The organism is Pseudomonas sp. MWU349, from assembly GCF_017947325.1.
GTDB lineage: Bacteria > Pseudomonadota > Gammaproteobacteria > Pseudomonadales > Pseudomonadaceae > Aquipseudomonas > Aquipseudomonas protegens.
Window position 1 is genome coordinate 139,248 of the sequence record NZ_JAFEVP010000008.1, and the last position, 11,588, is coordinate 150,835.

Below are 11,588 nucleotides of genomic sequence, written 5' to 3' on the forward strand. Positions count from 1 at the left end.
ATGAGTTCCGCACTGTTCGTTCCCGAACTCGGTCACCTGGCGATGATCCTCGCCCTGTGCTTCGCCCTGGTCCAGGCCGTGGTGCCTCTGCTGGGCGCCTGGCGCGGTGATCGCCTGTGGATGAGCCTGGCCCAGCCGGCTGCCTGGGGCCAGTTCGCGTTCCTCGCGTTTGCCTTCGGCTGCCTGACCTACGCTTTCATGAGCGACGATTTCTCGGTGGCCTATGTCGCCAGCAACTCCAACAGCGCCTTGCCCTGGTACTACAAGTTCAGCGCCGTGTGGGGGGCTCACGAAGGCTCGCTGCTGCTCTGGGCACTGATCCTCGGTGGCTGGACCTTCGCCGTGTCGGTGTTCTCGCGCCAGTTGCCCCAGGTGATGCTGGCCCGGGTGCTGGCGGTGATGGGCATGATCAGCACCGGCTTCCTGCTGTTCCTGATCATGACCTCCAACCCGTTTTCGCGGATCCTGCCCCAGGTGCCGGCCGATGGTCGCGACCTCAACCCGCTGTTGCAGGACATTGGCCTGATCGTTCACCCGCCGATGCTCTACATGGGCTATGTGGGTTTTTCGGTGGCCTTCGCCTTCGCCATCGCCGCCTTGCTCGGCGGTCGCCTGGACGCCGCCTGGGCTCGCTGGTCGCGGCCCTGGACCATCGTGGCCTGGGCCTTCCTCGGCATCGGCATCACCCTGGGCTCCTGGTGGGCCTACTACGAACTGGGTTGGGGTGGCTGGTGGTTCTGGGACCCGGTGGAAAACGCCTCGTTCATGCCCTGGCTGGTGGGCACGGCGCTGATCCACTCCCTGGCGGTCACGGAAAAGCGCGGGGTGTTCAAGAGCTGGACCGTGCTGCTGGCGATTGCCGCCTTCTCCCTGAGCCTGCTGGGGACTTTCCTGGTGCGTTCCGGCGTCCTGACTTCGGTGCATGCCTTCGCCTCCGACCCTGAGCGCGGCGTGTTCATCCTGATTTTCCTGCTGTTCGTGGTGGGTGGTTCGCTGACCCTGTTCGCCCTGCGCGCGCCGGTGGTCAAGAGCCAGGTGGGCTTCAACCTCTGGTCCCGGGAAACCCTGCTGCTGGGCAACAACCTGGTGCTGGTGGTGGCGGCCTCGATGATTCTCCTCGGCACCCTGTACCCGCTGGTGCTGGACGCCCTGACCGGCGCCAAGCTGTCGGTGGGCCCGCCGTACTTCAACGCGCTGTTCATTCCGCTGATGGCCCTGCTGATGGTGGTGATGGCGGTGGGCGTCCTGGTGCGCTGGAAAGACACCCCGGTGAAATGGCTGGTGGGCATGCTCGGCCCGGTACTGCTGGGCAGCGTGGCCCTGGCCGTGGTCGCGGGCATTGCCTACGGCGATTTCAACTGGGCGGTGCTGGCGACTTTCCTGCTGGCGGCCTGGGTGCTGCTGGCCGGGGTACGCGACATCGTCGACAAGACCCGGCACAAGGGCCTGATCAAGGGCCTGTCCGGCCTGACCCGCAGTTACTGGGGCATGCAGCTGGCGCACCTGGGCATTGCGGTCTGCGCCTTGGGCGTGGTGCTGTCGAGCCAGAACAGCGCCGAGCGTGACTTGCGCCTGGAGCCGGGCGAATCCATGGAACTGGCCGGCTATCACTTCATCTTCGAAGGTGCCAAGCACTTCGAAGGGCCGAACTTCACCTCCGACAAGGGCACCGTGCGTGTGGTGCGCAATGGCAAGGAAGTGGCGGTGTTGCATCCGGAAAAACGCCTGTACACCGTACAGAGCTCGATGATGACCGAGGCCGGGATCGATGCCGGCTTCACCCGCGACCTGTATGTGGCCCTGGGCGAACCCCTGGGCGATGGCGCCTGGGCGGTGCGGGTGCACGTCAAGCCGTTCGTGCGCTGGATCTGGTTCGGCGGCCTGCTCACCGGTTTCGGTGGCTTGCTGGCGGCCCTGGACCGGCGTTACCGGGTCAAGGTTAAAAGCCGCGTGCGCGAAGCGCTGGGCATGACAGGAGCTACGGCATGAGACGCTGGATGATGATGCTGCCCCTGGCGGTGTTCCTGGTGGTAGCGGTGTTCCTCTATCGCGGGTTGTACCTGGACCCGGCCGAACTGCCGTCGGCGATGATCGGCAAGCCGTTCCCGGAGTTCTCCCTGCCGTCGGTGCAGGGCGACAAGACCCTGACCCGCGCCGACCTGCTGGGCAAGCCGGCGCTGGTCAACGTCTGGGGCACCTGGTGCATTTCCTGCCGGGTCGAGCACCCGGTGCTGAACAAGCTGGCCGAGAAGGGCGTGGTGATCTACGGCATCAACTACAAGGACGTCAACGCCGATGCCCTGAAGTGGCTGGCCGAATTCCACAATCCCTACCTGCTGGACGTGCGTGACGAGGAGGGCTCCCTGGGGCTGAACCTGGGCGTCTACGGTGCTCCGGAAACCTTTTTCATCGACGCCAAGGGCATCATCCGCGACAAGTACGTCGGGGTGATCGACGAAGTGGTGTGGCGCGAGCAACTGGCCGCCAAGTACCAGGCCCTGGTCGACGAGGCCAAGCCATGAAGCGCTGGTTAGCCGCCGCCATCCTTGGCCTGGGCATCGCCGGCATGACCCATGCCGCCATCGACACCTACCAGTTCGCCAACGACACCGATCGTGAACGGTTCCACGAGTTGACCAAGGAACTGCGCTGCCCCAAGTGCCAGAACCAGGACATCGCCGATTCCAACGCGCCGATTGCCGCCGACCTGCGCAAAGAGATTTTCCGCATGCTCGGCGAGGGCAAGGACAACCAGCAGATCATCGACTTCATGGTCGATCGCTACGGTGACTTCGTGCGCTACCGTCCGGCCCTGACCGGCAAGACTGCCTTGCTCTGGTTCGGCCCCGCCGGGCTGCTGCTGGGCGGGTTGGTGATCATTGTCGTGATTGTCCGGCGTCGGCGCGTGCAGCGCACTGACAGCCCGAACACGCTTTCCGTCGAAGAGCGTCAGCGCCTCGACCAACTGCTGGATAAAAACCACCCATGATTGATTTCTGGCTTGCGGCAGGCCTGCTGCTCCTGATTGCCCTGAGTTTCCTGTTGATCCCCGTATTGCGTGAGCGTCGCGCTCAGCGTGAAGAGGATCGTACCGCGCTGAACGTGGCGCTTTATGAAGAGCGTGTGGCCGAACTGCACAGCCAGCAGCAGGAAGGCGTGCTCAGTGCCGAACAGATGGACAGCGGCCGTGCCGAAGCCGCGCGCGAACTGCTGGCCGATACCGAAGGCAGCGCTAACGTGCGCACTTCACGCCTGGGCAAGCCGCTGCCGTTGCTGGCCGCGCTGCTGGTGCCGGTACTGGGCCTGGGCCTGTACCTGCATTTTGGTGCCAGCGACAAGGTCGAGCTGACCCGGGAGTTCGCCCAGGCGCCCCAGTCCATGGAGGAAATGACCCGGCGCCTGGAGCGTGCGGTAGCGGCCCAGCCGGATTCCGCCGAAGGCCTGTACTTCCTCGGCCGTACCTACATGGCCCAGGACCGGCCGGCGGACGCGGCGAAGATCTTCGAACGCACCGTGGCCCTGGCCGGGCGCCAGCCCGAGCTGCTGGGGCAATGGGCCCAGGCGCAGTACTTTGCCGACAACAAGCAATGGTCGGACAAGGTCCAGGGCCTGACCGACGAAGCCCTGAAAGCCGACCCCAATGAAGTCACCAGCCTCGGGCTGCTAGGGATCGCCGCCTTCGAGGGCGGGCGTTTCCAGGAAGCCATCGACTACTGGAAGCGCCTGCAGGCGCAACTGCCGCCGGACGACAACTCCCGCGCCGCGTTGCAGGGCGGTATCGACCGCGCCAGCGAGAAGCTGGTGGCCAGTGGCGGCAAGGTTGCCAGCGAACCTGCGGCCAAGGCTCAGGCCAAGGGCGCGGTGCTCAAGGTCAGGGTCGACCTGGCGGCCGAGCTCAAGGCCAAGGTCCAGCCGGGCGACAGCGTGTTCATCTTCGCTCGCGCCACCCAGGGCCCACCCGCGCCGCTGGCGGCCAAGCGCCTGACCGTGGCCGACTTGCCGGCCACGGTCGAGCTGGCGGATGCCGACGCGATGATGCCGCAGTTGAAACTGTCGAACTTCCCTGAAGTCCAACTGGTTGCGCGCGTGTCCCGCGCCGGCCAGCCGACGGCCGGCGAGTGGGTCGGGCGCAGCCAGCCTCTGGCCAGCAGCACCACCGCTGCCCAGCAGCTGACCATCGACAGCCCGGATCAATAATCAGAGAAGCCGCCATGACCGCCATCGCTCGTATCACCCTGTTATCACTGGTCCTGGGGTTGAGCGCATGTACGGTCCATCGGCCGGTGCCCACCAGCTCCGAGCCGATCCCGCCAGGGCCGAGCACACGCCCGGCCCCGTCCACGGCGCCGGGTACGCCCAGCGCGCCGATCCCCGCCGCCAAGCCCCTGCCACGCACCTCCGCCAGCTTCGCGCCACCACCGGGCGGGCACAGCCATTGGGATGCGCGGTTGGGGGTCTATGTGCTGGATGACCAGAGCAACACCTTCTACCGCCAGCGCACCTACTACCGCTGGAACAATGGCTGGAGCCGTTCCATCAGCCCCGACGGGCCCTGGGAAGACACCGATATCCACGGTGTGCCCGCCGGGCTTGGTCGCCAGTTCCAGTAACCCTGTCCGATAAGCGCACAGGCGCAGGCCAGAGCCTGCGCCCGGGCTGGATTATTTAAGCCTCGGGATGCCTGGCCGATACAGCGGGGTGTTCCCGAGTATCAGCCGTTGAGCGCCCGATGAAGAATGACCTGAACAAACCCTATTTCACGCCGATGGTGTTCTGGCTTGCGCTGATCTGTGTGCTGTTGCTGGTGTATGGCTTTGGCCCGGCCGAGGTGCCGGAGCTGATCTACCTCTCGCTGGAGCCGGTGTGCCTGCTGCTGGCATTCGCCTTCATGTACTACTTCTTCTGCTGGAGCTTCATATCGGTCTTTCCCTTGGGCGAGATCGGCTGGAAGCGCGTGGACTACGCCTGGCTGCTGCTGGCGTCCCTGGCCCTGATCAGCGCCACCCAGGCGGTGCGCGTGGACTGGTTCCAGACCGATTACCAGTTGGCGCAGCAGGCCCAGGCCGGGCTGCAGCGGCGCGTGGCCACGGAGATCGAGGACATGCTGGGCGTGGAGCACTGCAAGGCGGCCATCGCTCGCTACGAGCCCCAGGATGCGGCCCAGGTCAGCAGCCTGTGCGAGCGTTTTGCAGCGCTGGAACGCACCGCGGACGGGCGCCTTTCGGCCTTGGCAGAGGCCAAGGTGCAGCAGGCGCTGGGGGAGATCCGCGGCGAATACACGGCGGCTCCCATCCGCCAATGGCTGCAGGGCTTGAGTGAAAGCCTCAAGGAACTGGAGCAGCAGCGGGCCGAGGTACGGCGCCTGTACGGGTTGGTAACGGTCAGCGCTACCGAGAGGCTCTACAGCTACTTCGTGCCTTTGCTGCTGGTGATCGCCCTGGCATTGCGTGCCTCCAAGGTCACCGGCGAAGTGCTGCTCAAGGCACCACGGCGGCGCAAGCTGTGGCTGATCATCAACCGTCGCGTGGTCATCGATGGCCTGGGCTTTGCCCGTGGCGCCCGGGCACGGCTGGATGAAGCCCTGGGCAATTGGCGGGTCGCCCGATGGGGCGTGGTGCACCTGGGCTGCGACTTCATCGGCGCGCCCGGCCCCCAGGACACCCCGGTCCCGGTCACCCCGGGCTTCTATGAAAGTGAATTCCGATTGACCAGCCTGGCCGACTTCGACAGCAGCGAGTTCGTCGAATGGGCCGCGACCCAGACCATCGACACTCTGTACCTGGTGGGGGAAACCGATGCCGGCCTGATCGGGCGCCTGCGGCTCTGGGGAGCGGCGGCCAATATCGAAGTCCTGGTGCGCGAACGCATCTGAGGCGCCCGCCCCGGTGCAGCTTGCCTGCCCGGCCAATGCCGGGCAGGGGCGGGGCGGGGCGGGGCGCCCCGCCTATTCCTCAGCCCCGGGCCGGGCGGCGGTTGTCCCGCACCAGCAGGAAGCGCATCAAGGCCAGCAGCGGGAAGGCGCTGCCCACCAGCACGATGCCCAGCCAGCCGCCATGCTCGTACACCGCACTGGCAATCGAGGAGCCAAAGGCCCCGCCGATGAAGATGCTGGTCATGTACAGCGCATTCAGGCGGCTGCGGCTGTGGGCGTCGAGGGCGTACACGGCGCGCTGGCCGAGCACCATGTTCATCTGCACGCAGAAATCCAGGACTACGCCGGTCACGGCCATGCCGATCACGCTGTAGGCCGGATGCACCAGGCTGGGGATGAAGCTCAGGGCTGCCAGCAGCATGGCCAGCAGTGAGGCGATGCGGGTATGGCCGGCATCCGCCAGGCGCCCGCTGATGGGCGCGGCGATGGCGCCGATGGCGCCCACCAGGGCAAAGATCGCGATCTGGCTTTGGCTCAGGCCGTGCTGGCGCGCCAGCTCCAGCGGTGCGGCGGTCCAGAACAGGCTGAAGGTGGCGAACAGGCAACCCTGGTAGAAGGCGCGCTGGCGCAGTACCGGTTGCTGGCGCAGCAAGTTGCCCAGGGAATGCAGCAGTTGGCCATAGGTGGCGCTGTGGGCCGGCTGGCGCTTGGGAATGGTGAGCATCAGCACCAGGCTGATGGCCGCCATCAGCAGCGCCGCGGCGATGAACATCGCCCGCCAGCCGAAGTGGTCGGCCACCACGCTGGACACCGGCCGGGCCAGGAGAATCCCCAGCAGCAGGCCGCCCATGATCCCACCCACCACCCGGCCCCGGGTTTCCTCGGGGGCCAGGTGCGCGGCCAGGGGAATCAGGATCTGCACCGACACCGAACTGAAGCCGATCAACAGCGACACCAGGAGAAAGGCATTGGGCTGCTGGATAAAGGCCGCGCCCAGCAGGCTGGCAATCGCCACCAGGGTGGTGCAGATCATCAGCCGGCGGTTTTCCAGCAAATCGCCCAGGGGCACCAGGAAGAACAGGCCCAGGGCGTAGCCGATCTGGGTCAGCGACACGATCAGGCTGGCCAGGGCGCTGGACAGGCCGAGGTCCGGGGCAATCAGCTCGATGATCGGTTGTGCGTAGTAGATGTTGGCGACGATGGCCCCGCAGCAGAAGGCGAACAGTAGCACCATGCCTCGGGTCATTGTCGCGCTGCCGGTGGGCAGAGCCTGGGTCGTGGAATTCATTGGCGATCTCTGGGGCAAGCGCAAGGAGCGAGGTCGGCAAGACCCCGTGGCACAGCGATGGAGCGGGCCGGGTGGCAAAGGTCAGCGATCGAATGATGAAGGCCCGTTGAGTACCGGGGCGTGTCGCTGTCGAGGGGCGATGATACATTTACTTACATCCTGTTCGATAGCATGCTCATGCTCCCCCGGGGCCTTGCAGTCGACTGACGGGCTCTGTGCACCCATTGCCTTGAGGAATCCGTTCCATGAATCGGTCTTTGCCTGGTTTGTTGTGCAACCTTCAGTGCCTGGCCCTGGCGTTCCTGCTGGGCAGCACCACGGCCCTGGCCCAGGATGCGCCGGGCATGCGCATTGGCGTACGCGGGGAAATCACCGGGGTTGGCGGCGACGTGGTGCGGGTGCACGTCAACAGTGGGGAGAATGTCAGCGTCGAGCTGACGCCCCAGACCCAGGTGCGTGCCGTGACCCTGGCCAATATCGAGGACATCAAGCCCGGCAGCTACATCGGCTCGGCGGCCATGCCCATGGCCGACGGCACCCTCAAGGCGCTGGAAGTGCATGTGTTTCCACCGCAGTTGGCCGGTACGGGTGATGGCCACCGGCCTTTCGACCTGGCCAAGGGCAGCAGCATGACCAACGGCAGCGTCGGCGACCTGGTGGTGAGCAACGGCCGCACCCTGACCGTCAACTACAAGGGCGGCCAGCAGAAGATCCTGGTGCCGGACGATGTGCCCATCGTCAACCTGACTCCCGGCGACCGCAGCCTGCTCAAGGTCGGGGTCAAGGTGGTGATGTTCGTTACCCAGAGCGATGACGGCAAACTCACCGCGCAGTCGATCTCCGCCGGCAAGGATGGGGTCGCGCCGCCGATGTAGGCCGCTGCTGCACAGGGTTGCCACCAGGCGGGCGGGGGCTTGCATTGCCAAATGTTGCTGCGCGCGGGTTGCAGTGGAAGTCGGCAAAGGCTTGGTTTACGGTTTCCGGTCGTTCAATGCGCCGGGAGTGCCTTATGGAAAAGTCGACGTTCAACCCAGCCAGTGTGTTCAATTCCCTGCAATACGGTTTCAGCCAGGCGGTGGAGGTGCGCGGTGGGCGGCGCCTGCTGCTTTCCGGCCAGGTGGGTGTGGATGAGCAGGAGCGCACCGTGGGCCCGGGCCTGCGGGAGCAGACCGAGCAGGCCTTCGACAATATCGCCCGGGTCCTGGCCGAGGCGGGTGGCCGGCTGGCGGATGTGGTGATGCTGCGGATCTACATCGCCGAAGTGGCCCGCAACCAGCAGGAGCACATCAGCGCAGTCTTGCTCGAACGCTTCGCCAGCCAGCCGCCGGCGTCTTCGTGGATCATCGTCAGCGGGCTGTCGCTGCCAGAGTGGCTGATCGAAGTCGAGGCGGAGGCGGTGCTGGAGGAGCGCCATCAGGTCGCCGAAGCGGCGCTGTTCACTCCGGCGCGAGCCCTCTGAGCGCCATGCCTGGGGCATAAAAAAAGCGACCCCAGAGGTCGCTTTTTTCATTCACCCGCGAGGGGTCACTTGGCGTTGGTGTAGATCTGGTCGAAGATCCCGCCGTCGTTGAAGTGGGTCTTCTGCACGCTGCGCCAGTCGCCGAAGGTCTTTTCCACCGAGAGGAAGTCGACTTTCGGGAAGCGATCGGTGTACTTGGCCAGCACTTTCGGGTCCCGTGGGCGCAGGTAGTTGTTGGCGGCGATTTCCTGGCCTTCCGGCGACCACAGGTACTTGAGGTACTCCTCGGCGGCGGCGCGGGTGCCTTTCTTCTCTACCACCTTGTCCACCACCGATACCGGCGGCTCGGCTTCGGCGGACACACTCGGGTAGATCACCTCGAACTGGTCGCGACCGAATTCGCGGGCGATCATCTCCGCTTCGTTCTCGAAGGTCACCAGCACGTCGCCGATCTGGTTGGTCATGAAGGTGGTGGTGGCGGCGCGGCCACCGGTGTCGAGCACCGGCGCCTGCTTGAACAGCTTGCCGACGAAGTCCTTGGCCTTGTTCTCATCGCCGCCGTTCTTGAGCACATAGCCCCAGGCCGAGAGGTAGGTGTAGCGGCCGTTACCCGAGGTCTTGGGGTTGGGCACTATCACCTGCACGCCGTCCTTGAGCAGGTCCGGCCAGTCCTTCAGGGCCTTGGGGTTGCCCTTGCGCACGATGAACACAGTGGCCGAGGTGAACGGCGCGCTGTTGTTCGGCAGGCGGGTCACCCAGTTGTCCGGCACCAGCTTGCCGTTGTCCGCCAGGGCGTTGATGTCGGTGGCCATGTTCATGGTGATGACATCCGCCGGCAGGCCGTCGATGACCGAGCGCGCCTGTTTGCTGGAGCCGCCGAAGGACATCTGCAGGGTGATGTTCTCGTTGTGCTCGGCTTTCCAGTGTTTCTGGAAGGCGGCGTTGTAGTCCTTGTAGAAGTCGCGCATCACGTCGTAGGAAACGTTGAGCAGGGTCGGTGCGGCCTGGGCGACGCTGCCCAGGGCCAGGCCGGCGGCCAGTAGCGAGGCGCTGAAGAGTTTTTTCACTGCACATTCCTTTTGTTCGAGAGTGAAGGCAATTTGCCGCCGACTATAGCCGGGGCGCTATATCTCTTTAAAGATTAAAAAGTACTTTGCTTATTCCAGTTTCTTGAATAGCGCATTGCCGCAGCGGGAACAGAAGGCCGCGGCGGGTTCGTGGGTGTTCTTGCGGCACACCGGGCAGTCGTGCTTGAGCTGCTCGCCGCGCATGGCGCTGGCCAGTTCCGCGGTGAAGATCCCGGTGGGCACGGCGATGATCGAGTAACCGGTGATCATCACCATGGACGAGATTACCTGGCCGATCACGGTCTTGGGCACGATGTCGCCGTAGCCCACCGTGGTCAGGGTGACGATGGCCCAGTAGATGCCCTTGGGAATGCTGGTGAAACCGTGCTCCGGGCCTTCGACCACGTACATCAGGGTGCCGAACACCGTGACCAGGGTGCAGACGCTGAGCAGGAACACCAGGATCTTCTGCTTGCTGCCGCGCAGGGCGTCCAGCAGGTAGTGGGCCTGCTTGAGGTAGGGCGCCAGCTTGAGCACGCGAAAGATCCGCAGCATGCGGATGATGCGGATGATCAGCAGGTATTGGGCGTCGCTGTAATACAGGGCGAGGATCCCCGGAACGATCGCCAGCAGGTCCACCAGGCCATAGAAGCTGAACGCATAGCGCAGCGGCCGGGGAGAGCAGTACAGGCGCAGCCCGTACTCGATGGCGAAGATCAGGGTAAAACCCCATTCGATGTAGGCCAGGACGTTGGCGTAGTTGCGATGCACCTCGTCGATGCTGTCGAGGATCACGATCACCAGGCTGGCGAGGATGATCAGCAGCAGGGTGCTGTCAAAGCGCCGCCCCGCCACCGTATCGGTCTGGAAGATCATTACGTAGAGGCGCTGCCGCCAGTTGTCGCTGTTGCCCATGGAAATCGCCTGAATCGAAAGTCAGCGAAGCCTAGGGGGATTTGCCGGGGGAGCGCAAGGCGCGTCGCCCCGCACGTTGCGGCCCAGCACCCGGTCGACGGTGTGCACCAGCCAGCAGGCCAGGACAAAGGGCGCGGTCAGGGGCGCAAGACCCAGGGCGACCAGCCCCGGGCTGATCAGCAGTGCCAGCAGCATCCCCAGTAGCGGCCGCCAGGGCTGCCGGGCCTGCTGGCCCAGGGCCAGGGCGACCAGGGCGCAGTTGTAGCCGCCCAGGCCCTGCAGGGCCTGGGCATGTTCCTGCTGCAGCAGGGCAAAGAGCAGGCCGCAGGCGGAGCCGAACAGGGCCCAGGCTGCCGCGCGGCGGCTGGCCAGCAGCAGGCCGAGCAGAATCAGTAGGCCGGCCAGGGGCTGGCCGAGGAACATGATCTGCCCCAGGCCCTGGAACAGCCCACCCAGCAGGTTCGCCAAGGACAGCCCGGGCACGCCCTGGGTGGCCGCGGGCAGCGGCTCGATCAGGCTCAGCAGCAGCCAGCCGAGGCCGACGAAGGGCGCGGTGTAGGCCGGCAGGCTGGCGGGGTTGCGGGCACGTTTGAGCCAATGCTGGGTAATGATCGCGCTGAGGCCGCCGGCGGCGATGATCAGCGGCGGCAGCAATACCGACCAGGGCAGGTACAGGCCCAGCAGCAGGCCCAGCAATACGCCGTTGTAGCTGAACAGCCCGGCCTGGCGGTCGGCTTTGGCGTACCCCCGGCGTTGGGCGGTCAGCAGCCCGGCCAGGGCACCCAGCAGGGCAGCGCCGAGCAGTGCCGGGGCACTGACCAGGATCGCCAGCAGGCACAGCAGGCCGCACAGCGGATGGCGCTGGAGAAAGATCTGACTGAAGCCGTTAAGCAGGGCAGTGGCCCAGTCGGGGCAGAAGGCATTGAAAGACTGTGAAGGCATGATGCAAATCAGTGGGTGCAGCCCATGGGCGAGGGTTGCGCTTGA

At 65.4% G+C, this 11,588-nt stretch carries 12 protein-coding genes; 8 read left to right on the forward strand and 4 right to left on the reverse strand.

What is annotated here, in order from left to right; all coding sequences use genetic code 11:
• The 6 genes from KCG88_RS28060 to KCG88_RS28085 all read left to right on the forward strand — a co-directional run bounded on the left by KCG88_RS28060 (position 1) and on the right by KCG88_RS28085 (position 5,872).
• Entirely contained in the window at positions 1–1,989 is a 1,989-nt protein-coding gene (locus KCG88_RS28060; protein ID WP_047284587.1) for a heme lyase CcmF/NrfE family subunit, read from the forward strand.
• A complete protein-coding gene (locus KCG88_RS28065; protein WP_011060021.1) occupies positions 1,986–2,522 on the forward strand; it encodes a DsbE family thiol:disulfide interchange protein in 537 nt (178 codons plus the stop codon). The genes KCG88_RS28060 and KCG88_RS28065 overlap by 4 nt, the downstream gene beginning before the upstream one ends.
• A complete protein-coding gene (locus KCG88_RS28070) occupies positions 2,519–2,989 on the forward strand; it encodes a cytochrome c-type biogenesis protein (RefSeq protein WP_210713585.1) in 471 nt (156 codons plus the stop codon). Before KCG88_RS28065 ends, KCG88_RS28070 begins: the two co-directional genes overlap by 4 nt.
• Positions 2,986–4,197: a c-type cytochrome biogenesis protein CcmI gene (gene ccmI / locus KCG88_RS28075; protein ID WP_015634649.1), complete on the forward strand. Its 1,212-nt coding sequence runs from the start codon at positions 2,986–2,988 to the stop codon at positions 4,195–4,197. The genes KCG88_RS28070 and ccmI overlap by 4 nt, the downstream gene beginning before the upstream one ends.
• Positions 4,198–4,211: 14 nt before the next feature.
• Entirely contained in the window at positions 4,212–4,610 is a 399-nt protein-coding gene (locus tag KCG88_RS28080; RefSeq protein ID WP_047284594.1) for a hypothetical protein, read from the forward strand.
• A 119-nt stretch (positions 4,611–4,729) separates the two neighbouring features.
• The gene (locus KCG88_RS28085) at positions 4,730–5,872 is read left to right on the forward strand and encodes a hypothetical protein (RefSeq protein ID WP_210713586.1); all 1,143 of its coding nucleotides are present in this window, start codon (positions 4,730–4,732) and stop codon (positions 5,870–5,872) included.
• Positions 5,873–5,951: 79 nt separating this feature from the next.
• Here KCG88_RS28085 and KCG88_RS28090 read toward each other — a convergent pair whose 3' ends face one another.
• Positions 5,952–7,160: an MFS transporter gene (locus KCG88_RS28090; protein WP_047336058.1), complete on the reverse strand. Its 1,209-nt coding sequence runs from the start codon at positions 7,158–7,160 to the stop codon at positions 5,952–5,954.
• A 245-nt stretch (positions 7,161–7,405) separates the two neighbouring features.
• On the opposite strand from KCG88_RS28090, the gene KCG88_RS28095 reads away from it, so the two are divergent.
• Both KCG88_RS28095 and KCG88_RS28100 read left to right on the forward strand, forming a co-directional pair.
• A complete protein-coding gene (locus tag KCG88_RS28095) occupies positions 7,406–8,035 on the forward strand; it encodes a hypothetical protein (RefSeq protein WP_011060026.1) in 630 nt (209 codons plus the stop codon).
• 134 nt (positions 8,036–8,169) lie between these two features.
• Positions 8,170–8,619, forward strand: a complete 450-nt coding sequence (locus KCG88_RS28100; protein WP_210713587.1) for a Rid family hydrolase — start codon at positions 8,170–8,172, stop codon at positions 8,617–8,619.
• Between the two features lie 65 nt (positions 8,620–8,684).
• Here KCG88_RS28100 and KCG88_RS28105 read toward each other — a convergent pair whose 3' ends face one another.
• The 3 genes from KCG88_RS28105 to KCG88_RS28115 all read right to left on the reverse strand — a co-directional run bounded on the left by KCG88_RS28105 (position 8,685) and on the right by KCG88_RS28115 (position 11,543).
• Positions 8,685–9,686, reverse strand: a complete 1,002-nt coding sequence (locus KCG88_RS28105) for a sulfate ABC transporter substrate-binding protein (RefSeq protein WP_011060028.1) — start codon at positions 9,684–9,686, stop codon at positions 8,685–8,687.
• Between the two features lie 90 nt (positions 9,687–9,776).
• Positions 9,777–10,601 carry an ion transporter gene (locus tag KCG88_RS28110; RefSeq protein WP_047284604.1) on the reverse strand — a complete coding sequence of 275 codons (825 nt, stop codon included), beginning with the start codon at positions 10,599–10,601 and terminating at the stop codon, positions 9,777–9,779.
• A 21-nt stretch (positions 10,602–10,622) separates the two neighbouring features.
• Entirely contained in the window at positions 10,623–11,543 is a 921-nt protein-coding gene (locus KCG88_RS28115) for an urea transporter (RefSeq protein WP_210713588.1), read from the reverse strand.
• Positions 11,544–11,588: the final 45 nt, after the last annotated feature.